The organism is Caulobacter sp. FWC2 (genome assembly GCF_002742625.1).
In the GTDB taxonomy this organism is placed as follows: Bacteria; Pseudomonadota; Alphaproteobacteria; order Caulobacterales; family Caulobacteraceae; genus Caulobacter.
The window spans coordinates 4,540,517-4,564,459 of the sequence record NZ_PEBF01000001.1 but is presented as its reverse complement, the minus strand read 5'-3'; the positions used below and the strand labels follow the sequence as shown (position 1 = coordinate 4,564,459).

Here is a 23,943-nt window from a genome sequence, read left to right as displayed (position 1 = left end):
GTTTGGGGAGGGCGGGGCTGAAAGGCTCCGCCCTTTCTTATACTTAATCAGCAGCGGGTGGTAATATCGGCGCTGCCGCAGGCGCTATCTGGTTTGCGAGAAGTTCAGTTTGAAATCGAAGAGCGACAGCGACATCTCTCATCGAATTTGCTGAATCACGGGCGGCATGCATGCTGTCTAAATAGAGGTTGTCGCGATTTATAAAACCCGCAGCCGCGTACGCGTCCGATTGGATATCGGCTTCGGAGAATTTCAGCCCTAGGCACTTCATTATCGACGAAATTAATTTCGTCTGGGCCTTTGCGACCTGATTTTGGTGAAGGGCCTCTCCTTCAGGCGGAACGCGCAAGTTGATTTGTTCGATATATTTAGTGTGTGCGTCCATAACGCTTTTTACAGAGTTAAACTCGACGCGGATGAGATTGATGGCCGTACTGTAAGCTGGATCGGAGGGCATATGGCGTGTCGCCAAAAGCATCCGAAGAACTTGCATGCGCTCCTTCTTCTGTCCCTGTTTGTCTTGATAAAACAAGGTAGTAAGTACTGCCACAATTGGAATGAGGATGGCGCCGATTATATCCTTTAGCGCAAAGCCCAAGAAAAGAGCGTGATTAGGATCTTGCGTGGCCATTCCACTAGCATACACCGTGTGAAGGATTCGCACGATGTGTAGTAATCCGACCGCCCAGATCGGTGATCACCTTACATCTCTTGGAGGCTGCGGCGTGCCGGACTGACCAGGTCAGTCAAGGACCGCTCTCCGAGCGGCCGCGCGCGGCGACGCGCAGCGTCGTCCTTGAGTGACCTGGACAGCCCGGCGATCGTCTCGCCGTGAGATGTAAGGGGGGCGCTCTTCCGGGGCGGAAGGGCTTTTCACTGAGCGGGGGTCGCGCGCACCGGAAACCCTCTCTCTTTGAGAGAGGGAGGGGCCCGCCGCGTAGCGGTGGGAGGGTGAGAGGTTTCACCGGTGGCCGGGGAAGCCTGGACCGTTCCGCCGCGCGTTTCGTCAGTGCCTTGTCCGGAGAGGGTGTAACCTCTCACCCTCCCACGCCGCAGGCGTGGGCCCCTCCCTCTCTCAAAGAGAGAGGGTTCCAAAAACGCGCCCTCGCGGGGATTGAGCGGCCTCTATCCCCGGCGTTCGCGGCGCCGAACCTCGCGAAATCAACGCCTTCCCACTTTTTCGCGCCGTTGCATCATCGGCGTTCAGCACCACCGCATACTCAGAGCTGTCCCCGTCGCGGGGGAGGGCGTTTGGATCCGGCCCAAGACGGCGGCGGGGGTAGGTTGAGCGGGGCCGCTGGCGGTTCCCGGCGGCGCCATCACGCCACGTCGCTTACTCTTTAGGAGCGCACGCGGGTGACGGCGCCGTCCGGGGCCAAGCCGACAGCGGAGCGACAGGGCGGTGATCGTACAAGCCGCCTATCGTGGATCGTCGGGGTCGAGACGGATGTAGCCGATCGACTTGGTCCGCGCCCGTCCGGGGGCAAATGGGGTCCCGAGCTGAAATACGCTCACGCCCCCCATCCTCACGGGCAAGAACAACCTGGCGGAGCGGTCTGCGAGCCGAAACACACAAACCACTACGGTCCCCGGGTTCGCCCGGCCGCTCCGTCGCCTCCCCATGTGTCTTCAGCGGCCGCGCCGCGTGAAGTCGATCGGATGTGTCCGCGGCGGCGCCCGCCGCAAGATGTGCTAGGCTCCCCGCATGACCACCGACGCCCCGCCGCCCGAAGCGCCCCCTGAAGCGCCCCTCGACGAGACCCCCATGCAGCGCGCCCTGCGCCTCAAGCAGGCCGTGCTCGACGCCCGTCCGAAGCCCCCGCGCGGCGGGAAGTTTCAGCGGCAGCGGGCGGCCGGCATCGCGGCGGGCGACTCCAAACCCTGGATGAAGAAATAATGGCCGGACTCAAGGACAAGCGCGGTTTCATCGACAAGGATCGCCTGGATCTCTCCGAGCGCCAGGCCGTCGAGTACTGGATGAAGCGCTGGGGCGTCACCCGCGACCAGATCACCGCCGCCCATCGCAAGGTCGGCCGGATGACCAAGGACATCGCCGCCGAGCTCGGCAAGAAGCGCTGAGGAGCGAGGCGTTACGCCGCATGCCCGGCCATGGTCGCCGCTGTCATCGTTCGCACCTCTACTGTGAGTCGAAACGGGCGGAGCGACCGGCATGGCGGGCGTGGACGTTGGTGGCGTAGAGCTCGAATTTCCCTGTCCGCATTGCGGCGGTCAAGTCCGCGCGACCATCGATGTCGTGCGCATGCTGCCGGTGCTGGATTGCCCAGACTGCGGCGGGCGCTTCGGTGTCGACCTTGACGCGTTCAGCGCCCAGGTGACGCAAGCCGAGGCGGCGGCCAAGCCCGCGCGACGCGGGCGGCGCTGACTCTGCTGACCCTAGCGGGCGTTGGCCGCGCCGTCGGCGTCGTCGCGTGAGACGGCTCGCAGCAGATGGTTGCGGCCCTGGGGCGTGATCTCCCAGCCACCGCCGCCGCGCCGGGCCAGGCCCAGGCGGGTCAGGGCCTGGGCGGCGCTGATGTTGACGAAGTTGGAGTCCTGGCCCGGCTGGCGTTCGGCCAGGCTCTGCAAGGCGTTGAACTGGCTGTCGGTCAGCGTGTCGCTGGCGGGGGGATCCTGGGTCATGTCGCTCCGGTGCGCCGGGTGATCGTAGCCGCCGATCAGCCGGGAGGGCCCGGGCGCCTGGGGGAGCCGCCAGGTCGACATGAACCTCGCCAGCCTATCACGTTTCGGTGGACGACGGACGTTTCTTCCGACTTCCAGAGGGGGACAGGTGAGTGGCCCGAGTAATTTCCCAAGAACTGGGGATGTTTTCACGACGATTTCACGGGCCAAAATATTTTGGTCGGCCAAGAAAATAGCCCGACCTGGACCGGAAACGATTAATCCCCCGGTCGGCTCCTTTTTGTGTTAATCCTTCGAAATGCGTGAAATTAGCAATCGAGCCGTTCTCACTGTCGCCCGACATGAGGGCGCGTGGAGCGTCGAACTGGCAGGCGAGCATTTTGGCCAGTCGGCCGACAAGGAGGTCGCCAAGGCGGCCGCCCATCGCCGCGCGAGGACCCTGCAGGACTCCGGCCAGGCCTGCCAGATCCGCATCACCGGCGAACACGGCTTTGGAGCGCGCTCATGAGCAAGACCGCGAACTTGAAGCCGCCGCAGCCTCCGGCCGTCCTGTTCCGCCGCGAGATCGAGGACGCCATCGCCGGCGGCGCCTCGGCCAAGAAGATGACCCTGCGGCTGACGCTGAATGACGGCCGCCGCCTGCGCCGCGACGACAGCGTGCCGCTGGAGCAGATCAGCTATCTGGGCGGCGCGATGCACTATCTGGGCGTCCGGGTCGTCGAGGGCGGGGTGACCGTCAGCGTCCTGGATCAGTCCCCCCGAAGTAGGCTTCCCCGAAGTAGGCTTCCCCGAACGGCAGCCTTGCCGGCCTCGCGCTTTCCGTTACCGTCAGTTCCAACAGAACAACGATAACTTGAGGGAGTGAGACCATGACGCCGCCAGACGGCGCCGCGCCCTCGCGCGACGTCACCAAGGTCCCGTTCAAGCCCTTGGCCATGAAGGGCCCGGATGTCAGCGTCGAGCGGCGTCCGGACGGTTCGATCGTCATCACCTCGAACCACGCCCCCGGCCAGGGGCCGCGCTCGATCGCCCACCTGATCGCGCAAAAGGCCGCCGAGCATCCGGATCGGCCCTACATCAAGCAGCGCGAGCCCGGCCATGGTCCCTGGCGCGCGGTCACCTACGGCCAGGCCCAGCGGGCGGTCGAGGGCGTCGCCCAGTTCCTGTTCGACAGTGGCCTGACGGCCCACGACAGCGTCATGATCCTGTCGGGCAATTCCATCGAGCACGCCCTGATGACCCTGGGCGCCTATGCCGCCGGGGTTCCGGCCGCGCCGATCAGCCCGGCCTACAGCCTGATCTCGACCGACCACGCCAAGCTCCGGCACTGCTGCGAGAAGGTCGCCCCCCGCGTCGTCTTCGCCCAGAGCGGCGCGCTGTTCGCCAAGGCGCTGGAGACCCTGAAGGCCATCGACCCGACCCTCGTGGTGATCACCGCCGACGGCAGCGAGGGGACGGTCGCCTTCGCCGACGTGGCCGGCACGACGCCGACGCCGGCGGTCGAGGCCGCCCGCGAGACCCTAGGTCCGGCGACCGTGGCCAAGTACCTGTTCACCTCTGGCTCCACCGGCCTGCCCAAGGCCGTGCCCCAGACCCATGGCATGATGGCGGGCGTGATCGCCGGCCAGGAGGGCCTGCGCACCGACGTCGCGACCGACGAGATCCCCCAGAGCCTGGAGTGGATGCCCTGGAGCCACATCTCGGCCGGCAATATCGGCTTCAACGCCGTGATCTGGTCCGGCGGCACGCTGCACATCGACGAGGGCAAGCCGCTGCCGGGGATGTTCGAGACGACGATCAAGAACCTCTATGAGGTCTCGCCGATCGTGTTCGGCTCGGCCCCGATCGCGTTTTCAATGCTGGCCGAGGCGATGGAGAGCGATCCGGCCCTGCGCCGCTCGTTCTTCAAGAACCTGCGCTACATGGGCTATGGCGGCGCGACCCTGTCCAACGACGTCTATGACCGTATCCAGGCCCTGGCCGTGGCCGAGACCGGCCAGCGGATCCCGCTGACCACCATGTACGGCGCGACCGAGACCCAAGGCATCACCGTCACCCACTGGATCACCGAGCGGGTCGGCCTGGTCGGGCTTCCCCTGCCGGGCATCGCCCTGAAGCTGGCCCCCAGCGGCGGCAAGTTCGAGGTCCGGGTCAAGGGACCGACCGTGGCGGCGGGCTATCACAAGGACCCGGAGCGGACGGCGGCGGCCTTCGACGAGGAGGGCTTCTACAAGCTGGGCGATGCGGCGCGGTTCGTCGATCCGGAAGACCCGGCCAAGGGCTTGGTGTTCGACGGCCGGGTGACCGAGGACTTCAAGCTGGACAGCGGCACCTGGGTCAGCGTCGGCGTGCTGCGCCCCGACCTCGTGGCCGCCTGCAGTCCCTACATCCACGATGCGGTGATCACCGGCCAGGACAAGCCATTCATCGGCGCCATGCTCTGGCCCTCGCCGGCCGGCCTTCAGGCGCTGGTCGCCGATCCTGGGCCGGGGACGCCGCTGGAGAAGCTGGTGGCGATCCTGCGCGAGCGGTTGGCGGCGTTCAACGCGGCGGCCGGCGGCTCGTCGCGGCGGATCGGCCGCTTCACCATCCTGACCGAACCGCCCTCGATCGACGCCGGCGAGATCACCGACAAGGGCTACGTCAACCAACGCTGCGCGCTGGACCGCCGGGCCGAGCGGGTCGAGGCGCTGTACGCCAAGGCGCCGGGCGAAGGGGTCTTCGCGGTCTAGCTCACCAGCTCATCCCGCCGCGCACCAGCACAGCGGTCTTGTCGGACATGCCGATGGCCATCAGGTCGGCGGGCTTGGCGGGCGGGGCCTTGGCCAGGGCGGGCCAGCCGTCGTGATACTCCAGCGCCGCGACGTCGACCTTGCCGGGACCCTGGGTCGTGAAGCTCAGGGTGACTCCGTTCGGATCGGGCGCGTGATAGTTCACCGTCGACCACTGGCCGGCCTCGGTCTTCAGGGTGATCGGCCGGCCGTTGAGGCGCGGCGCGGCCAGGGCGCCGCTGGGGCGCAGGCGGAGGCTGACCATCTCGGCGCCGGGTGCAGGGATCAGCCGGACCAGCAGGCGGTCCTCGGCGCGATCGACGCTCAGCCGAGGGGCCTCGACCGGCACGGCGCGGGTCTCGGACATCCAGACCGGTTTGCGCCAGAACGGGGCCAGGGACGCTTGCTTGGGATCCGAGCCGCCGTCGTCGGGCAGGGCGGCCTTGGTCCAGGCGTCGAGGCGCGGAGCCTCTGTCAGGCGCCAGGCCTTGCCGGTCGACAGGTCGGCCACGTGCTGGGCCTGGGTCACGGCCGGGCGGCCGGGCTCGCCGCCGAGGCGGGCGGCGTTGGCGACCAGGGCGACCCCTGCCAGGGCCAGCACGCCGGCGGCGCGCCAGGCCCAGCGGGTGGCGGCGAAGTCGTGGGCCAGGGGCGACAGGGCGGGCGCGGCCAGCATGGCGAACAGGGCCAGGACCGCCGGCTCCATCATGCCGACGCCGGCGAAGGTCCAGGATCCCCAGGCGGTCAGCTGGGCGGTCGACAGTACGGCAAGGAGGCCGACCGCGCCCGTGAGCGCCAGCGCTACGCGTCGGTCGCGCGTCCCGCCGACGCCAATGATCAGGGCCGCGCCCAGCGCGGCGATCAGCAACGGCCAAGTCAGCATCACCGTCGCGCCGGGGGCCAGGACCTGGGCGGCGGTGGCCATCACCAGCAGCACGATCATCCCGCCGATCCAGGCACCCAGCACGTCGGTCTTGAAGCCCAGGGACAGGGCGGCCAGCACGCAGGCTGCGACCCCCAGGCCAAGACCGATGGGATCGAAGCCGCCGACCAGGCTGCACGCCCCGCCCAGGGCCAGGGCGGCGACACAGGGGATGATCCGGCGTGCGCCTCGCGCCTGGGCAGTGGCGACGCCCAGCCCGACCGCGACCGCCAGCAGCCCGCAGCCCCACAGCAGCAGGTCGAAGCGGGTCAGGACGCCGTAGTAGCGCTGCACATCGGTGATCATCAGCAGCCGGCCGGCCAGGTGCAGCACCGTGGCGATGCTGGAGGCGGTCAGCAGCAGGCCGGCGACGCCCCGGGCAATCTCCCAGCCGTTGGCGGCGCCCAGGCTCAGGGTGCGCCAGGCGGTGAAGACGATCAGGCCGGCGGCGAGGGCGAGCAGCCCCCAGCCCACGGTCGGCGGATAGCTGATCATGAACAGGCCCAGCACGTCGGAATAGATCGCGTTGGCGGTCTTGGCCGGCAGGGTCGGGGCGTTGGCCAGGGCGCGGATCGTCGGCAGGGCCTGGTCGCCCATGTGCTGCAGGCTGCCGCGCTCCAGGTGGTCGGGGCGGGCCAGCGGCGTGTGATAGGCCAGCTGGTCGTCGATGAAGGCCAGGTTCAGCCCCGGCAGGCCACGCTTCACCGCGTGGGTGAAGTCGGTGTCGTTGGGCATCTTCTCGTAGACCGCCGAGGCCAGCGAATTTGCCGACGGACCCTTGGCCTGGCGGGCGAAGACGCTCATCAGCGCGCCGTTGCCGGGTCCAGTCTGGAACATGGCCGCCCGACCGGCGTCGCCGCGCGCCTCCAGGTTCACCACCAGGCCGACGCGTTCCAGGGTCGGGTCGCGGTTGAAGAAGGCGTCGGCGCCCAGCAGGCCCGCCTCCTCGGCGTCGGTAAACAGGAAGATGACGTCGCGGGCGTGCTCGCCGTCCGCCTTCAGGGCGCGGGCGATCTCCAGGGCGGCGGCTACGCCGGTGGCGTCATCGGCGGCGCCCGGCGAATTGTGCACGGAGTCATAGTGGCTCATCACCAGGATGGCCGGCAGGCTGGGGTCCTTGCCCGGCAGGACGCCGATGACGTTCTGGACGGCGGCTACGATCAGGGTGCGGCCGTTGTCGGACTTGGCCCAGAAGCCTTCACCAGAGCGAATCGAAACCTCTAGCCCCAGCTCCGAGATCCGTTCCCGCAGATGGTCGCGGACCTTGGCGATCTCGGCCGAGCCGGTCGGGTGGGGCTTCTGGGCGATGGTGGTGACGTCGGCCATGGCGCGGTCGGCCGAGAAGGCCGTGGCCGGCGCGCTGGCCGGAATCGGCGCGGGGGTTCTCTGGCTCCATGTCCCCAGCGCCAGGCCGAGGGCCAGGCAGATCCAGAACCCGAGGAAGCGGATCGTCTTCATGGGCGCGGCTCCGGAGTTGAACGAATCCCCCAAGGGTCATGCTGGGGTGATGCGCAGAGATCGCAAACCCCCTCGAAAAGCTTCGACCAAAGAAAAGGGCGACCCGGTCGCCCGGATCGCCCCTTCCCCTCTTCCGAAAGCCGGCGGAGGCTCGAAGCCGCCGCCGGTTCCCCCTCCCGGCTAGAGATTTGGCCGGCTAGAACTTGGCCTTCAGGGTCACGCCGTAGGTGCGCGGCGCGCCGAGGAAGGCGTCGTAGGTGCCCGATTGCAGCGGGCCGTCGTAGCCGACCTGATAGTACTTCTTGTTGGTCAGGTTCTGGGCCCAGGCGTCGACCGTCCAGAGACCGGTCTGGCTGCCGATGCCGATGCGGCCGTTCAGGACCGTCATCTTCGGCTGGACCTTCTGCGGGGCCAGATCCGAGCCGGTGTTGTAGCTGGAGCTGAACTTGCCGCTCAGGTTGGCGTGGAACAGCAGCGACGAGCCGATGTCATGCTCATAGCTGGCAGCCAGTGAGGCCGACCACAGCGGGGCGAACGACAGGCGGGCGTCGGACAGGCGCGGGGAGACGCCGGTCGGCGCGATGAACGGACCGTACTCGGTCTCGGCATAGGTGACGCCGCCCTGCAGGCTGAGGCCCCGGATCGGGGTGAACCACAGCAGGTCGGTGTCGACGCCGAACGACTCCACGGCCGGGATCGAGGTGACGATGTAGCTGACGCCGGTGAAGGTGTTCAGCTGGAAGCCTTTGTAAGACTGGTGGAAGAAGGCCGAGTTCACCGACAGGCGGCGGTTCAGCCAGCTGGTCTTGAAGCCGACCTCGATCGATTCCACCGTTTCCGGCGCGAAGCTGGTGTCCGGGTTCGGCGCGCCCAGGCCGATGCGCGAGCGGTCGAGGTTGAAGCCGCCCGCCTTGTAGCCCTTGGCCCAGGACACATACGACATGATGTCGTCGGTGACCTTGGCCGAGACCTTGAAGGTGCCGGTCCATTCCTTCTCGTTACGCTTCTGCTTGGAGCTGTAGCTGTTGAAGCCCGGATCGGTCCAAGGCAGGCAGAGGTTGCCGATCACGGTCGAGGCGTTGGCGGCGCCGACGATGCCGACGATCGTCCCGGTGCGGCCCAGCGCGGCGGCGCAGCCGTTGTTGCCCGGCAGGTTGGTGTACTGCGTCGCCAGGGTCTTCAGTTCGTGGGTGTGGCGCAGGCCGATCGTCAGGTCGATCCGATCGGTCAGGTGGTAGGTGTCGTTGGTGAAGAACGACAGGCTCTTGGAGTTCTGCGCGTAGGTGTCCAGCGAACCGGAGCCCGCCGTGTAGGACGTGCCGGGCGCGCGGCCGGTCAGCGCCGACACGAAGGTGGGGCTGGCGCCGCCCGATAGCAGCAGGCCCAGATAGGTCTCGTAGGACGCGCCGTAGCGGAACGGCGTCAGCTGATCGAGATCCTCGTTGGCGTAGAACGCGCCGATCAGCCATTCGCCCTTTTCGGTGCGGCCGGCATAACGCAGTTCCTGGCTGAACTGCTTGAAGCGCGTGCGCCACTGGTCGCTGTTGCGATAGGCGATGTCGGCGGTCGAGAAGTCGACGTCCTGGCCGTTGTTGGTCGTCCACTCACGGGCCGCGGTGATCGAGGTAAGGGTCGCGCCGCCCAGCCACGGCGTGGTCCATTCGCCTTCCAGCGAAACGCCCTTGTCCTCGATCTGCTGATCGGTCGGGCGGTTGGCGTAGGAAATGCGGTCGAACGGCTTGGCCGGAATGGACACGCCCGAGTCCGCCGACAGGGCGTCGAGGATGGCGCCGGTCGGGCCGGTCACGATCTGCACGCCCACGCAGCAGCGTTCGTCACGCTTGGTGTAGTCGCCGATGAAGCGGAATTTCAGCTCATCGGTCGGCGTCGCCAGCAGTTGGCCGCGGATCGTGTAGAAATCCTGGTTGGCGTCGTCAGTGGCCGTGCGCGGACCCGCGCCGGTCTTGATGGTGTAGAAGCCGTCGCGCTCGCGCTTGGCGGCGAACAGGCGGCCGGCCAGCTTGTCGGCGATGATCGGACCGGTCACGGCGACCGAACCGCCCTTGGCGCCGTAGTTGCCGAAGGTCGCCTCGGCCTCGGCGCCGAATTCGAAATCAGGGGCCTTGGTCAGGACGTTGATGACGCCCGCGGAGGTGTTCTTGCCGAACAGGGTGCCTTGCGGACCCTTCAGCACTTCGACCCGTTCCATCTCGCCCAGGTCGTTGAAGGCCACGCCGTTACGCGGGCGATAGACGCCGTCGATGACGACGCTGACCGAGGATTCCAGGCCGGGGTTGTCGCCGACCGTGCCCACGCCGCGGATGCGGACGGTGGTATTGGTTTCGTTCGACGTCGACGCCACGTTCAGGCCCGGCGTCAGGATCTGGAGATCCTTGATGTCCCTGACGCCCGCGCCTTCCAGCTGTTTGGCGCCGACCGCAGTCACCACGATCGGCACGTCCTGCAGGTTCTGCTCGCGCTTCTGGGCGGTGACGATGATGCTGTCGACGGTGGGGATTTCGGTTTGGGCGGCCTGCTTGGCCTGGACGGCGCCGGCGCCCATACCGGCGAGAACAACAGCGGACGCAGTGCCGCAAAGCACCTGGGTAAAGCGCATTTCCTACCTCTCGGTTGTCGGCCGAAAGCGCTTGCCCGCCCCGGCTCGTTTTTTTCGTTGTTCCGTCGAACGATTGTTCGAATGGATAGCCAAGGGTTAGGCGCCAGAGGCAGGCTCGGCAAGCAAAATCCCTTGTCGCGACTAGGTTCGAGCGATTTCTGTTGCCGGGAAGCGACAGCAATCGGCAGCCGTCATAGAAATTCGAAAGGGGCTTGCGCGCGGGGCGGGTGGGTCTCATCTGGCCCCTCATGAGCCTCTCGCCCGCTTACCGCCCTGATCCGCGACTCCAGGCTTTAGGGGGCGATTTCGCCGATCCCGTCGAGGCGGCCGACTTTCCGGAAACCATCCTGCGATTCCGCAACCAGAGGGCGGCGGCCAGCGTCGGACTGGACGGCCTGACCGACGCCGACTGGGTCCGCCATTTCGGTCGCTTCGCGCCGCTGCCGGACAACCAGCCGGTCCCGCTGGCCATGCGCTATCACGGCCACCAGTTCCGCACTTACAATCCCGACCTCGGCGACGGCCGGGGTTTCCTGTTCGCCCAGCTTCGCGAACAGGGGACGGACCGCCTGCTGGATCTCGCCACCAAGGGCTCGGGGCGGACGCCATGGTCGCGGGCCGGCGACGGGCGCCTGACCCTGAAGGGCGGTGTGCGCGAGATCCTGGCGGCGTCTATGCTGGAGGCGCTGGGCGTTCCGACGTCGCGCGCCTTCTCGCTGGTCGAGACCGGGGAGGCCCTTAATCGCGGCGACGAGCCCAGCCCCACCCGATCGGCGGTGCTGACCCGGCTGTCGCACAGCCACATCCGCTTCGGCACGTTCCAGCGCCTGGCCTATTTCGACCAGCGCGACCTGATCGTTCAGCTGGTGGATCACGTGGTCGAGACCTATTTCCCGCACCTGGCCGATGCGCCCGACCGGGCTTCGGCGCTGATGCAGGAGACGGTGGCGGCCAGCGCCCGGCTGCTGTCGCGCTGGATGACGGCGGGCTTCGTGCATGGGGTGCTGAACACCGACAACATGGTCGTGACGGGCGAGAGCTTCGACTACGGCCCCTGGCGGTTCCTTCCGCGCAACGACCCGAACTTCACGGCCGCCTATTTCGACCACCAGGGGCTCTACAGCTTCGGCCGCCAGCCCGAGGCGGTGTTCTGGAACCTGCAGCAGCTGGCAGCCAGCCTGACCCTGGTCGCCGACCAGGCCGGTCTGCTGGCGGCGCTGAACGGCTTCTCCGATGCTTATCGCCTGGCCCTGCGGGGCGCGATGCTGGACCGTCTGGCGGTGAAGAGCCGTAACCCGGACGAGGATGTCGAGCTGGTCAACAGCGCTTTTCGCGCCTTGGCCGAAGGGGGCGAGGCCCTGCGCTGGGAGCCGTTCTTCTTCGACTGGTTCGGCGGGGCGGCGTCGCAGGCGCGGGCGCTGGAAGGGCCGCGCGCCGAGCTCTACCGCACAGAGACGTTCGAGACATTCCGTCGACGGCTGGCCGACTTCGAGCCCGACCGGCCCGAGCGTCTGGCCGATCCGGTTTTCCAACGTCCGGAGCCGGAGGAACTGATCATCGAGGAGGTCGAGGCCCTGTGGGCGCCCGTCGCCGAAGGCGACGACTGGGGGCCGCTAACCGAAAAGCTTAGCCGGATCGAGGCCGCCCGCCGGGCCTACGCCCTGGGATTGAGCGGCGACAAAAACACCGCACCCTGATTTTTTTCATTCGGGCGCGGAACGACCGTCAAGTTTCCGTCTTACAGTTGCGGCACAGTGCCTCCGACGAACGCCCCGCGTGGAGATTCCCCGATGCGCATCTTCCAACCGATCATGCTGGTCTGCGCCGTGGCCATGTCCTTCGTGGGCGCCCTCGGCATCCCGGGCTGCGCCCGCGCCATCGGCGAGTGCCTGCGCGACCGTCCCGAACTCGCCTAATCGAGTCTAGGCGCTGAGCGCTTCGATGGGCGCCGCCGTCTCGCCGGTCAGCTGACGGCGCGCGGTGACGCGGAACGTCGCCAGGAAGCGTTCCAGAAACAGCCAGGTCGCCTTGTCGTGATCCAGGTGATGGGTCAGCAGGCCGATGGGCTCGTCCCATTGACCCGCCTTGCGCCGCTGGATCATCAGCCGCCGCATCCGGGACAGGAAGCGCCAGCTTCCACGGAACCGGCCGCCGCCCTTCCAGCGCAGCACGTCCAGGTGCGCGTCCAGACGCTTAACGCCATCTCGCTCGCTGCTGGCCTGGTCAAAGCCCGAGACCGCGGTGATCGCGGAGTCCGGCAGGACCTCCAGAAGCTGAGGCTTGAGGTTGTTCCACGGCGGCACGAACAGGGTCGGCGCCACGCCGACGCGGTGGAATTGCATGACGGTGGCGCGGAGCTGGGCGCGGATCCAGTCGGTATCGTCGCTGTCGATGATCTCGCCGAAACCCTGGCCTTGCGGCTGGCGGTTGACGTGCTTGAAGCCATGGACGGCCAGCTCGACCTGGGGCTCGGTCTCGGTGCGGCTCACCAGCAGGGGCAGGCTGGGACCGGCGATGGCCGCCAGGGTCAGCGGGGCTTGGTGGCGGCGGGACAGGGCTAGTAATTGCTCCAGCGCGCCCGTCGCCGCGCGGGCGTCGTCGTCGCGCCACCACAGCACCGGCGCGCGACCAGCCTTGGCCCAGAGCGCGAGCTCCGGCCCCAGGACCAGGCGAAAGACGATCGGCAGCCGGGACATGATGGCGACGATCAGGCGCTTACTGGCCAGCGGCCTCGACGCGGCGCAGAGGCAATGTCAGCGGCGCGGGGGGGATAGCCGGACGCTCGGTCTTGGCCTCCTGGGCGCGTGTGCGCAGGATCTCGCGCGCCCGCAGGTTCGACAGGATCGGATAGAGGCCGGCCATCAGCGATATCAGGAAGCCCAGGTCGCCTTCCTTGTATCCCCTGCGCGAGACATAGCACTTGAAGAACCGGCGCACGCCGCGGAAGGCGTCGTCGCCGAGGCTCTTGATCTTGCCGCTGTCGGCCAAGTCCTGGGCTTTCAGGGCGGTGTAGCGGCCCAGGCGCGCGAACATGTCGGCGATGTCCTCGTCGACCATGTGGTTCAGGGCCGTCTTCAGGCGGCCGCCATAGGCGCCGTCCAGCTTGGCGCCGGGATGGACGCGCTCGGCCTTCCACGACTTGACGCCGCGACGAAACAGACGGGCCGCCGAGGCGGTGCCAAAGGAGCCGCCCCAGCCATGGCGGACCAGCTGGTCGCCGACATAGTTGTCGATCGGAATCTGGTACCAGTCGGCGGCGTCGGCGCGCTCGATCGTTTCGCGGACCTCCTTGGCGAAGGCCGGGGTGACGCCTTCGTCGGCGTCCAGCTCCAGGATCCATTCACCGGTGCAGCGGGCGATGCCTGCGTGCTTGCGTGGGCCTTCGATCGGGAAGATGCCCGAGACGACCTTGGCGCCGTAGTGGCGAGCAAGGGCCTCGGTGCCGTCGCTGCAGCGGTCGGCGACCACGACGATCTCGTCGCAGAACGACAGGGCCGCCAGGCACGCCGGCAGGCGTTGTTCTTCGTTGTGCACGCAAAGCAGGGCCGAGAGCTTGGCCATTACATGTCCTCGATCGAACGACTACGCCCCCGCGGTCGCTTCGATAGGAAAGACGTCGCCGCCAAGGGCCGCCCCCCGCATCCGACGATGACAAATATGTAAGCTTTGCAACAAATTGCCGCTGCTGGCGGGCGAGGCGTTCCGCCTAGAAGTTGGCCGACAGGGCCAGGCTCCATGTGCGCGGGCGCTGCGGCGTCACCTGCCGGACCTGGCCGAAGCTGAAGGGGTTGCCGTAGGCGAAGGTGTCGCTGGAGCTGTTCCAGGGATTGCTGACGAACACCGCCGCGCGCCAGCGGTCGGTCAGCACCTGGGCCGACAGCTTGCCAGTGTAGTAGCCGCCCATGATCGGGGAGAAGCGCGGGTCGAAGGTCAGGCGAGACTCGCCGATATAGCCGGTCTCGGCCGTCAGCAGGAGCATGGCGGTGGCCGTGATCGGGCGTTGATAGGTCACCAGGCTGCCGAACGAGACGTCCGGCACCCCGGGCAGGCTGGCGCTGTTGGTGATGCCGTATCCGGGGGCGATGCGCGTCAGTTTCGGCTCGTTGAAGAGGGCGTTGGCCTTCAGGGTCAGGTGGTGCGTCGCCTTCCAGCCCGCCTCGATCTCCAGGCCTAAATTGCGCCCGTCGCCGATATTGGCGGTGTAGGACAGGCCCGAGGCGAAGTACTGGTCTGTCTGGATGTCGCGCCAATCGTCATAGAACAGCGCCGCGCGCAGGTTCATGCGGTCTTGGAACGGATTGAGCGTCGCGCCGACCTCGTAATTGCGCAGGTGGTCGGGCTGGAACACGCGCCGCGTCTCGGACGGCGTGGTCAGTCCCCCGAATTGAAGCCACCGGCGCGATAGCCCTCGGAACTGAGGGCGTAGATCATGCCGCCGCGCGCCAGGTCGCGTTGGATCGAGATTTTGGGCGAGAAGCCGCTGAACGAGGCCTGGCGGTCGAGATCGCGCGACTGGCCCGGCGACGGCGCCAGGACGTACGAGCGCGTGTGGACCGTGGTCTTGAACGCTCGCCCGCCCAGCGCGATCTTCCAGTCGCCACCCAGGTCGTAGGTCGCCTCGCCATAGAGGGCGTACTCGTTCAGCCGGTCCTTGCGCGCCTCGTCGTAGTAGCTGCGGGTTATAGCCCCCGCGCGGGCGCGCAGGTCGGCGTCGCCGTCCTCGATGCTGGTGGCCAGGAAGCCGCCGATCATCCAGCGCAGCCGGCCGATGGCGGGCGCGGTGTAGATCATGTCCTCCACCGCCATGCGTACGCGGGCGGCTTCGTCATAGACGCCCAGTTCCAGCGCCACTTCCGAGAACTGGCTGAGCGAGACGGTGGCGTCGTAGCGGCTGGCGTAGCGGTGGGTGACGTAGCCGGTCACGGACTCGAACTGGCCCCAGTCCCCCGAGCCGCTGATCTTGACCGACGTCTGGGACAGGCGGTTGCGGTGGATCTCGCGCACCTGGTTGGCGCGGCGTGGGCCGCCAGGCGTCAGGGTGACGTACTGGGTGTCCTTGGACGAAACGCTCTGCAGGGCCGTGCCGAGCCTGATCCGCCAGTCGCCGAGGTCCGCGCGCCAGGCCACGCGGCCGCCGCGGCGCGTGGTCTTGTCGACGTTGGACAGGCGCAGATTGACGTCATCGAGATAGCCGCCGTCGACGTCGTAGTAAGCCGCCACACGCACGGCTGAGATCTGGCCCAGCGGGGCGTTGATCATGCCCTCGGCGCGATAGCTGTTCGAGCCTGATTCGGTGTTGGCTATGGTCGTGCCGACCGAAGCCGAATAGCGCCCCAGCTCCGGTTGGCGGGTCACGATGCGATAGATCCCGGACAGCGAGCCGCCGCCGTAGAGCGCGCCTTGCGGGCCGCGCATCACCTCTACCCTGTCGACATCGATCAGCCGCAGGTCCGGATCGGGGGCGTTGTAGTTGACGGGTATGTCGTCGAGATAGGTGCCGACCGTCGACTGGGTGCGGCCGGTGAAGGTGCCGTCCGACAGGCCGCGCAGCAGGATCTTGTTGCGCGCCGCCCCCAGGTTTGTGGTCATGAAGCCTGCCGTCTGGCGCGACACGGATCCGGTCTCGCCGACCCCGGTGTCCTGCAGCTGCGGCGAGCCGATGACGCTGACGCCGCCGGCCAGGGCGCCCAGGCGCGGCGAGCGCTTGCCGGCGTTGACGACCAGAGGGGCCAGAGGCGCGATCGGCTCGGCCGCGACGCCGGTCGGCCGAGCGGCGGTCACGGGACGCAGCGCCGGGGCGGGGCGGACAACCGAGAAGCGAACCGTGCGGGCGTCGACGAAGCTGTAGGCGCAGCCCTTGCCCCGGCTGACGCGGTCCAGGGCTTCGCGCAGGCTGAAGACGCCGACCAGCTGAACGCCGGGACCCTTGCAGGCCTCGACCCCGCCGATGGACGCGCCCATGCGGACGCCCAGCTCGATCAGGGTCTCAGCGGCGGTGGGCTTGCGGATGTCGAGGCGCACGCGCGCTTCAGCAGCGGCGGCTTGATGCGCGCTGGCGCCCAGACCCAGAAGACTGGCGGCGAGCAGGAGAGAAGCCCGATTCAGGGTCGGACCCGGTCAAGAACGTCAGTTGGGAGCGGACGGCCTTCCGCGCAGGACAATTGAATCATCGCTCGGCGTCGCGGAAATCGGCATGAGGCTTGTCAGGCGGCGGACCATTGCATCCTGACCATCCACGATCAATACGCCGGAGAACCGAAGATTGGCGGCGTTTTCACCCTCGACGCGAAGCGGCCGGTCAAAATAGTGGTTCATGTCGCTTACGATCCGCGTCAGCGGCTCGTTGCGATAGATCAGCCGGCCCGAGCGCCAGCCGACCTGATCCTCGGTCGCGACGTTGCGCACGGTGACGCCGGAAGCGCCCTCGACATGTTCCAGCATCTGGCCCGGACGCAGGCGTACGGGGGTGTCGTCGCCGTCGGTCGAGACTTCGACCAGGCCGCGCAGCACGGTGACCGTGAGCAGGCCGTCGCGGCGGCGGACGTCGAACTTGGTGCCCACCACCCGCACGGTTTCGTCGCCGGCCGTGATCAGGAAGGGGCGAGCGGTGTCATGGGCGACATCGAACAGGGCCTGGCCGTCATGCACGGTGACGCGACGGGCGTCCTTTTCGAGGCGGACGGAAAGGTGCGAGTCGGTGTTCAGGTCGACATGGCTGCCGTCGGCCAGCTGAATGGCGCGGTTCTCGCCCTTGGCCGTGGTGTAAAGCGTGTCGGAGGCGGGCAGCAGCTCGCCCCATGGGGCGACGACCAAGGCGACGGCCGCCGCGGCGCCTGCGGCGCCCAGACCGCCCAGCCAACGCCAGTCGATCTGGAACGGACGCTTCGCCGCGGCGCGCTTCGGTTCGGCCAATTCCCCCCGGACGGCCGCACCTCGCTGGAAGATCTCCTCGTCGACCGCCTGGATGGCGTCATACGCCTCCTGCGCACCGGGCTCGTCGAGCCAGGCGTCAAACGCCAGCCAGTCGGTCTCTTCGACTTCCGGCCGCTGCAGTCGGGTCAGCCAATCGGCCGCCTCCTGCAGATGTTGCGCTGACCGGCTCATCCGGTGTTGCTCCGACGAGGATCCATCATCCCCTTGACATCAGACGGCGCCGCCAAGCGCCATCCCCCATGCGAACTTGCATAAATCAACGGAGCCGCCTCGTCAGGGTCTTTAGGGCGGAGCTTATGTGCTTTTCCACCGTACTGACGCTGATGCCCATGCGTCGCGCGGTTTCCATGTGGCTGTGCCCTTCCAGCTTGTGCAACTGGAAAGCCTGGCGGGTCTTTTCCGGAAGATCCTCGACGGCCTCGACCAGGGCCTGCAGCCGTTGGCGGCCGGCGACCACCTCGTCGGCGGTGGGTTCGTCGGCGATCTCGTGGCCGGCCACCACCGTGGTGTTGACGCTGCGCCAGTCGCTGTCGCGCGTTCCCGATCGTTTCTGGCTGCGCAGTCGGTCCAGCATCAGGTTCGAGCCGATCCGGTGCAGCAGGGCCGACGGATTGTCGACCGGACCCATCACGTCCATGCCGCTGATACGGATGTAGAGGTCCTGGACCAGGTCTTCGGCCTCGGCGCGCGAGCCAAGGCGCGCGGCGAAGAAACGCACCAGGTTGGCGCGTTTTTTCTCGTACAGGCCCAGCAATACGGCCTTGTCCGAGTCCGTCACGCCCAAAAGGTCACCCGCGTTCAACAAAATCCGCCCCGTCACGGCGCAGCACTATCCATCTTTTTGGCGGAAAGACGATCGTTTGTTGCGACCGAACCTCAAGCCGGGGTCGCAGGTGTGGGCGAGAGGGTTCGAACGTCAAAAACCCCCAAGACAGCTCGAATATCAGCGTCTTTCGGGGTAAAGCTTGGCCTCGTGGCGCGCGCCCTCCTCGAGGGACAGCGGCGATGTCGGGATCTGTGTGGCGAAATGTCGCGGCGCGGATGCGCCGATGCGGCGCCGTCTTTTTCGCGCACGGAAATCTTGGCGCGAAGTGGGGGCCGCCCTCCTCGGCCGGGGGAGGGGAGGAGGGCGGCGCTATCAGGCCCTGCTTGGGGGAGGGGCGGGCCTTGTCCTTGCGAGACCCCGACATCTTGCGCCTTCGGCTCGGCGAAAACTTGAATGGAACGACCAGTTTTGCGCCGTTTCAGTGTGATCCTCCGCGTGCGGCCCACGCCGGCAATGTAATCCATTGTAAAATAAGAGAGATTGTCCTGGCTGGCGCGGAATTTTTGCCGTTTAGGTTGAAGGCGCGATTGGAGAGCGCGGAATATGGAGCAGCCCAGTGTGACGGCGCCGCCGGTCGCGACCGTCGGCCCACGGTGCCGAACCCGCCGCCTTCGCCTCGACCGGTTCGCCGTGGCCACGGGCCTGGCGGCCCTGTGCTGGGCGATGATCATCTTGGCCGCGAGCGCCCTGAGGGCCTGGCTCGCGTGACCTTCGGCGCGCGCGACGCTATCATCCGTTAGTTGGACTATTTGGGGCGAACGACCATGCGCGCACGTGGCTTTCTGCTGGCCGGAGCCTGCCTGACTCTGCTCGCCGCCTGCGCCTCCCCACGCGCCGTGGGCCAGGGCGATGTCACCGGGCTGAAGGGCCTGGCCCCCTATGCAAGCTCGGCCGACGGCGCCGACGCGATCTTCGCCAAGGCGGTTCAGGCTCGGGCGATCGACGCCTTGGGCGGGACCGGCGGCGGCAAGCCCGCCTATCTCGTCCAGGTCGGCGTGGCGGTGGCGCCCGCGAGCGTCGGCGTGTCCAGCGCTGCGGGGACTCTTGATGACAAGGCCTGGCGCAGCGCGGCGGAGCGCCGACCCTGGTGGCGGCCGTGGCAAAGCAAGGATCCGGCCCGCACCGTCACCTTGGCGGTGGTTGAGGCTGGCAGCGGCAAGACCGTCGCCTGGTCGTCCATCCGCGTGCGCAAGGGCGAGCCCGCCGCCGTGGCCGACAGGCTCGTCGCGGCCCTACGGCCTTCGACCAAGGGCTAACCCGCCAATCCCGCGCTGTGACGCGGCAGGCGGACGGTGAACTCCGCCCCGACCCCCGGCGCGCTGCGGCACGAGACCTCGCCGCCGTGGCGCGCGACGGCGGCCTGCACGAAGGCCAGCCCCAGGCCCACCCCGTTGACCGCGAAGTCGTGGCCCGGCCGCTCGAACCGCTGGAAGGGCTTGAAGGCGGTGGCCGCCTCCTCGCGCGAGAAGCCTGGACCCTGGTCGGCGATGGCGACATTGGCGGTCGGGCCGCTGGCCGAGGGCTGTTCCGACAGGCTGACGGTGATGGTGGAGCCTTCGGGGCTGTACTTCACCGCATTGCCCAACAGGTTGACCAGCGTACGCGCCAGAACCCCCCGGTCACCCAGAACCGTCAGCGGCGCGTCATCGCCGACCTGCTCGATGCGGATCTTGCGCTGCAGCGACTGCGGCCAGACCTCGTCGATGGCCTCGACGGCGATGTCGGCTAGGTCGACCGGCTCGAGTTGGACAGGCGTCACCTCGGCCCGCGCCAGCTGCACGAAGCCGTCGGCCAGGGCCAGGGTGCGCTTGGCGTAGGCGGCGATGCGCTCGGACAGTTCGGGCGGCACGTTCGGCGTCGTCGCCAGCAGGGCCAGGATCGAGGTCTGCGGCGAGCGCATGTCGTGGGTCAGCAGCTGCAGCGCTTGTTCGCGCTGGCGCATGGCGGCCGTCAGGATCGAGATGTCGGCAAGGCGGACGATCCAGCCGGCGAGGGCGCCCGTCTCGTCCCGGCGAAACACGGTCTGAAGCTGGAAGGCGCGGCCGTCAGGCAGGTGCAGGTCGATCGGCTCTATGCGCTCTGGAGCCGAAGGGTGGGGGTTGGGCGGCCAGTCCAGTTCGAAACGATGGCCCAGCGGCTCCAGGGCGTTGATCAGGTCGGCCAGGGACGAGCCGGTCAGCTGGACCTGACTGGGCTTGAACAGGGCCTGGGCGGCGGCGTTGGCGGCGATCACCCGGCCGCGCGCATCGGCGACCAGGGTCGCGTCGGGCAGGCCGAACAGGGCGTCGGCCGAGAAGCGGCGCAGGTCTTCCATCTGGGTGATCGCCTCGCCCAGGTTCGAGGCCTGGCGGGCGACGACATCGCTCTCGAAGTCGACCCGGGCGCTCCTGCGTCCGCGCACGATGCCGCGCACCCGCGCCAGTTCGCCGCTCAGCAGGTCGTTGACCCGGCCCAGCTGGCCCCAGCTCCAGACCAGGGCGATGATCTGCAGGCCCAGCACGGTGGCGATCGGCGACAGCCAGATCTGGCCCAGCCAGAACATCGCCGCCGAATAGGCCAGGCCGACCAGGCAGAGGCCGATGGTCAGCACCAGGTTGGCGCGCGGCGGCAGGACCAGGAATCCGACCATCAGCAGCCACAGCAGGGTCAAGGTGAAGGCCGCGCGGCTCCACGGGCCGGCGGGCTTGACCATCAGGCCGTTCCGGAGGCCGTCCAGGATGCTGGCCTGCAGCTGCACGCCGGTCATGCTGGCGGCGTCGGGCGTCACCGGCGTCGGGAAGGCGGGACCCAGGCCCGGGGCGGTCAGGCCCACGAACACGGTGCGACCGGCGATCAGGGCGGGCGGCGTCTCGCCGTCCAGCACGCTGGCGAAGCTGACATGGCGGTAGATCGACGGCGGGCCGGCGAACGGGATCAGCAGGGTCTGGTCGAAGCCGCGGGTGACGTCATGCGCCCCGACCGGGCGGGTGGCGCGATGGACGACGGTCACCAGGTCCGGGGTCAGGCTGGCGCCGCTGATCTCGAACGGGGCCATGCGGCGCACGACGCCGTCGTCGTCGAAGCGGACATGGGCCAGGCCTACCCCCGCCGCGCCCTGGGCGATCACCGGGATCGGGCCCACGACGCGCGGCGGGGCGTCGGCGCCGGCGTCGGCCAGGAACTGTGGCAGGTAGACCCGGCCGGACCGCGTGATGGCCTCGCCCAGCGCCTGGTCCCGGGCCGGATCGCCGGCCTCGCTGAACAATACGTCGTAGACGATGGTCCGGGCGCCGGCCTCGGTCAGCCGGTCGACCATTCTGGCGTGGGTTTCGCGCGACCAGGGCCAGGCGCCCAGCTGGGCCAGGCTGCGATCGTCGATGTCGACGATCAGGATCGAGGCGTCGGCCGGTCGGCCGTTGGCGCGGGCCAGGATGTCATAGAGTACGTTGTCCAGCCGCTGGGGCGGCAGGACGGCGAAGACCACCATGACCAGGCTGGAGACGATCGTCAGCAGCAGCCAGGACAGCAGCCGCCCGGCCGGACGCGGCGCGCGGGACGCCAGGCTGGTCACTTCCCGATCTGCAGCTGTTGCAGCGTCCCGACCTTCTCGGTCACCGCGCCGTCCTTGAAGCGCACGGCGGCCACGCGCCAGGAATAGCTCCCCGGCGGCAGGTCGGTCAGGGTCAGCTGGGGTTCCGTCAGGCCGGGCTGGTCGACGACCGCGACCTTAGCCTCGGCGTCGGAGAACAGCTGGAAGCGATAGTTGCGCACGCCGTCGCCCGCCGCGCTCCAGCGGAACAGGAACTTGCGATGCTTGCCCTCGCGGCTGTCGGCCGGCGCGCCGGCGTCCAGCGTGTTGAGGTCGCGATCGAAGCTGTAGTCGGACGGGAAGCCTTCCAGGCCGCCCGGATCGATCGCGGTCAGGCGGACGAAATAGGTGCCGTTCTCCAGCTGGCTGAAGTCGGCGGTCGGCCGTTCACGGCTGGTGGTCTGGGTCCTGGCCTCGGCGAAGATGTCCACGAAGCCGGCGTCGCGGGCCAGCAGCAGGCGATAGGCGGCCGCGCCCTGCACGGGCTCGACCGTGAAGCGGACGATCGCGTCGCTCTGGGTCTGGCCGCCGGGACCCATTTTCGGACCGGGTAGCAGCACGACGGGCGCGCCGACGCCGCCGGCCGATGCGCTGACGCCAAAGCCCGCCGCCACCGGCGGGGCGCCGCTCGCCACCTGGCCGGCGTCGACCCCGACCGCGCCCTTCAGCACCTCGGTCTGCGCCCCGTCGCCGCTGGCGCCGACCCGGAACTCGGTGCCGCGCACGGCCGAGACCGAGACCGGGGTGCGCACCTCGAACCGGGCGCCCGGCGTCTGGGTCGGCGTCGCTGAAATGGTGCTCTTGCCCTGATCCAGCTGGAACACCCGCTGGGGCGCGTTGTTGATCAGCACCTGGCGCAGCTTGGAGATCCGCACGCGGGTGTTCGACGGCAGGGTGACGCGCGAAGCGTCCTCCAGCTCGAAGGTGGCGAAGGCGCCGGGGCCGGTGCTGACTACCTGGCCCTCCGACAGGGGCATGCCGACCCGGGCTGGCGTGCGCTGGCCGTTGGTCTCGATGATCACCGGGCCGGTGAAGGCCGACAGGCTGGCGGCGATCGGCGTCGATTTCAGAAGGTTCGGGTCGATGTTCAGCTGCGAGCCCGGCCGCAGACGCGTGGGCTGGGCCACGCGATTGGCCTTCTGCACGGCCCGGTAATCGCCCGTCCGGTTCATGTAGCGGCTGGCGAGCCCGATCAGCGTGTCGCCCGGCTTGACCACATAGGCCACCGGCGGCTCGACCGAAGAAGCGGTCTGGGCGTCGGCCCCGCTGGCCAGCATCAGCCCGGCCAGAACAAGAAGGCCCGCCCCCGTAGCCCTGGTCATGTCTACTCTCCCCCGCCCGCCGTCTCGGGATCGCAAGCTTCCAGACGATAGCCGAAACCGTAGACCGTGCTGAGTCGGAAACCGTTGGCCGGGCGCAGGTGCAGCTTGGCGCGAAGACGCGAGACATGGGCGTCCAGGGTGCGGGTCTCCAGGTCCGGCCGCTGGCCCCAGATGCGCCGCAGCAGATACTCGCGCGACAGGGGACGGGACAGGTTGTTGAACAGCAACGAGGCCAGCTGGAATTCCTTGGGCGTCAGGGCCTCGATCTGGCCGCCCCAACTGGCGGTCTGGGCGCCGGGATCAAGGCGATAGGGGCCGTGCTGCTCGACCTGGGGCGAGGCCGGCGGCCGCTGGACGCGGCGGGCCACGGCGTTCACGCGGGCCAGCAGCACCTGCGGTTGCAGCGGCTTGACGATGTAGTCGTCCGCGCCGGCGTTCAGGCCTTCCACGAGATCCGACTCGACCGAGCGGCTGGTCAGCAACAGGACCGGCGGCGCGGTGAGCGGGTCCTCGCGCAGCAGGCGCAAGGTCTCGACCCCGGACAGCTCGGGCATGTTCCAGTCGAGAATGATCAGGTCGAACGTCTGCTTGCGCAGCTCGGCCAACAGGCGCGAAGGCGTCGTGAAGCTGGTGCAGATAAAGCCTGCAGGGTCCAGAACAGAAGCGACAAGCGCATTATGGCTTTGGTCGTCGTCGAGCAGGGCGACTTTCATGCGCTCACTTATACTGGGAAGTGGCGCGTTCCGCGGGGGAGCGGAACGCGCCGCAGGAAGCCCGTTGTCTGTGGGGTGACGGACGGGCGACCAGCCATTCATTGTTACCGCGCCCAGCCCCCGCTTGCTCGCCTTCAGGCAGCATTTTTTACAATGCTTTACAGTCGGGTCGA

At 68.1% G+C, this 23,943-nt stretch carries 23 protein-coding genes; 10 read left to right on the top strand and 13 right to left on the bottom strand.

Annotated features, from left to right (window positions below; translation table 11 throughout):
- Positions 1–43: 43 nt before the first annotated feature.
- Positions 44–631: a DUF6680 family protein gene (locus tag CSW62_RS26240; RefSeq protein ID WP_143324443.1), complete on the bottom strand. Its 588-nt coding sequence runs from the start codon at positions 629–631 to the stop codon at positions 44–46.
- Between the two features lie 1,074 nt (positions 632–1,705).
- On the opposite strand from CSW62_RS26240, the gene CSW62_RS21585 reads away from it, so the two are divergent.
- From CSW62_RS21585 to CSW62_RS21575, 3 genes are all read left to right on the top strand, one after another.
- Positions 1,706–1,897, top strand: a complete 192-nt coding sequence (locus tag CSW62_RS21585; RefSeq protein ID WP_099581416.1) for a hypothetical protein — start codon at positions 1,706–1,708, stop codon at positions 1,895–1,897.
- On the top strand, positions 1,897–2,079 hold the full coding sequence (locus CSW62_RS21580) for a DUF3606 domain-containing protein (RefSeq protein ID WP_047413801.1): 183 nt from the start codon (positions 1,897–1,899) through the stop codon (positions 2,077–2,079). The genes CSW62_RS21585 and CSW62_RS21580 overlap by 1 nt, the downstream gene beginning before the upstream one ends.
- A gap of 91 nt (positions 2,080–2,170) precedes the next feature.
- Positions 2,171–2,383, top strand: coding sequence for a hypothetical protein (locus CSW62_RS21575; RefSeq protein WP_099581414.1), 213 nt, complete (start codon positions 2,171–2,173; stop codon positions 2,381–2,383).
- An 11-nt stretch (positions 2,384–2,394) separates the two neighbouring features.
- Here CSW62_RS21575 and CSW62_RS21570 read toward each other — a convergent pair whose 3' ends face one another.
- Positions 2,395–2,640: a hypothetical protein gene (locus CSW62_RS21570; RefSeq protein ID WP_143324442.1), complete on the bottom strand. Its 246-nt coding sequence runs from the start codon at positions 2,638–2,640 to the stop codon at positions 2,395–2,397.
- A 298-nt stretch (positions 2,641–2,938) separates the two neighbouring features.
- On the opposite strand from CSW62_RS21570, the gene CSW62_RS21565 reads away from it, so the two are divergent.
- Genes CSW62_RS21565 through CSW62_RS21555 form a run of 3 tightly spaced genes read left to right on the top strand, consistent with a single transcriptional unit; the run spans position 2,939 to position 5,372 of the window.
- Positions 2,939–3,148 carry a hypothetical protein gene (locus CSW62_RS21565; protein ID WP_099581410.1) on the top strand — a complete coding sequence of 70 codons (210 nt, stop codon included), beginning with the start codon at positions 2,939–2,941 and terminating at the stop codon, positions 3,146–3,148.
- Positions 3,145–3,492, top strand: a complete 348-nt coding sequence (locus CSW62_RS21560; protein ID WP_099581408.1) for a hypothetical protein — start codon at positions 3,145–3,147, stop codon at positions 3,490–3,492. Before CSW62_RS21565 ends, CSW62_RS21560 begins: the two co-directional genes overlap by 4 nt.
- A gap of 17 nt (positions 3,493–3,509) precedes the next feature.
- Positions 3,510–5,372 carry an AMP-binding protein gene (locus CSW62_RS21555; RefSeq protein ID WP_099581406.1) on the top strand — a complete coding sequence of 621 codons (1,863 nt, stop codon included), beginning with the start codon at positions 3,510–3,512 and terminating at the stop codon, positions 5,370–5,372.
- A gap of 1 nt (position 5,373) precedes the next feature.
- Here CSW62_RS21555 and CSW62_RS21550 read toward each other — a convergent pair whose 3' ends face one another.
- Together CSW62_RS21550 and CSW62_RS21545 are read right to left on the bottom strand one after the other, a co-directional pair.
- Entirely contained in the window at positions 5,374–7,791 is a 2,418-nt protein-coding gene (locus tag CSW62_RS21550; protein ID WP_099581405.1) for a M28 family metallopeptidase, read from the bottom strand.
- Between the two features lie 196 nt (positions 7,792–7,987).
- Positions 7,988–10,408 (bottom strand): TonB-dependent receptor, encoded by a 2,421-nt coding sequence (locus CSW62_RS21545; RefSeq protein ID WP_099581403.1) that lies wholly within the window; start codon positions 10,406–10,408, stop codon positions 7,988–7,990.
- A gap of 248 nt (positions 10,409–10,656) precedes the next feature.
- Between CSW62_RS21545 and CSW62_RS21540 the strand changes: the two genes are divergently transcribed.
- Positions 10,657–12,105: a protein adenylyltransferase SelO gene (locus CSW62_RS21540; RefSeq protein ID WP_099582407.1), complete on the top strand. Its 1,449-nt coding sequence runs from the start codon at positions 10,657–10,659 to the stop codon at positions 12,103–12,105.
- 93 nt (positions 12,106–12,198) lie between these two features.
- Positions 12,199–12,324: a hypothetical protein gene (locus CSW62_RS21535; protein ID WP_099581400.1), complete on the top strand. Its 126-nt coding sequence runs from the start codon at positions 12,199–12,201 to the stop codon at positions 12,322–12,324.
- A gap of 6 nt (positions 12,325–12,330) precedes the next feature.
- Here CSW62_RS21535 and CSW62_RS21530 read toward each other — a convergent pair whose 3' ends face one another.
- From CSW62_RS21530 to CSW62_RS21510, 6 genes are all read right to left on the bottom strand, one after another.
- Positions 12,331–13,104 carry a polysaccharide deacetylase family protein gene (locus CSW62_RS21530; protein WP_233206752.1) on the bottom strand — a complete coding sequence of 258 codons (774 nt, stop codon included), beginning with the start codon at positions 13,102–13,104 and terminating at the stop codon, positions 12,331–12,333.
- Positions 13,105–13,123: 19 nt separating this feature from the next.
- Entirely contained in the window at positions 13,124–13,969 is an 846-nt protein-coding gene (locus CSW62_RS21525) for a glycosyltransferase family 2 protein (protein ID WP_099581396.1), read from the bottom strand.
- A 145-nt stretch (positions 13,970–14,114) separates the two neighbouring features.
- On the bottom strand, positions 14,115–14,756 hold the full coding sequence (locus CSW62_RS27135; RefSeq protein ID WP_233206751.1) for a TonB-dependent receptor: 642 nt from the start codon (positions 14,754–14,756) through the stop codon (positions 14,115–14,117).
- A gap of 23 nt (positions 14,757–14,779) precedes the next feature.
- Positions 14,780–16,429, bottom strand: coding sequence for a TonB-dependent receptor (locus CSW62_RS21520; RefSeq protein WP_233206750.1), 1,650 nt, complete (start codon positions 16,427–16,429; stop codon positions 14,780–14,782).
- A 105-nt stretch (positions 16,430–16,534) separates the two neighbouring features.
- On the bottom strand, positions 16,535–17,512 hold the full coding sequence (locus CSW62_RS21515) for a FecR domain-containing protein (protein ID WP_099581394.1): 978 nt from the start codon (positions 17,510–17,512) through the stop codon (positions 16,535–16,537).
- 85 nt (positions 17,513–17,597) lie between these two features.
- Positions 17,598–18,143 carry an RNA polymerase sigma factor gene (locus tag CSW62_RS21510; protein WP_233206749.1) on the bottom strand — a complete coding sequence of 182 codons (546 nt, stop codon included), beginning with the start codon at positions 18,141–18,143 and terminating at the stop codon, positions 17,598–17,600.
- 567 nt (positions 18,144–18,710) lie between these two features.
- Here CSW62_RS21510 and CSW62_RS26470 point away from each other — a divergent pair.
- Entirely contained in the window at positions 18,711–18,875 is a 165-nt protein-coding gene (locus CSW62_RS26470) for a hypothetical protein (RefSeq protein WP_158235476.1), read from the top strand.
- A 56-nt stretch (positions 18,876–18,931) separates the two neighbouring features.
- Positions 18,932–19,423 (top strand): hypothetical protein, encoded by a 492-nt coding sequence (locus CSW62_RS21505; RefSeq protein ID WP_099581390.1) that lies wholly within the window; start codon positions 18,932–18,934, stop codon positions 19,421–19,423.
- Here the strand turns inward: CSW62_RS21505 and CSW62_RS21500 are convergent.
- From CSW62_RS21500 to CSW62_RS21490, 3 genes are read right to left on the bottom strand one after another with little or no spacing between them, the layout of a single operon-like run.
- A complete protein-coding gene (locus tag CSW62_RS21500; RefSeq protein WP_233206748.1) occupies positions 19,420–21,717 on the bottom strand; it encodes a CHASE2 domain-containing protein in 2,298 nt (765 codons plus the stop codon). The genes CSW62_RS21505 and CSW62_RS21500 overlap by 4 nt on opposite strands.
- Positions 21,714–23,093, bottom strand: a complete 1,380-nt coding sequence (locus CSW62_RS21495; protein ID WP_099581388.1) for a FecR domain-containing protein — start codon at positions 23,091–23,093, stop codon at positions 21,714–21,716. The genes CSW62_RS21500 and CSW62_RS21495 overlap by 4 nt, the downstream gene beginning before the upstream one ends.
- A complete protein-coding gene (locus tag CSW62_RS21490; RefSeq protein WP_199170668.1) occupies positions 23,060–23,872 on the bottom strand; it encodes a response regulator transcription factor in 813 nt (270 codons plus the stop codon). Before CSW62_RS21490 ends, CSW62_RS21495 begins: the two co-directional genes overlap by 34 nt.
- Between the last annotated feature and the right edge of the window lie 71 nt (positions 23,873–23,943).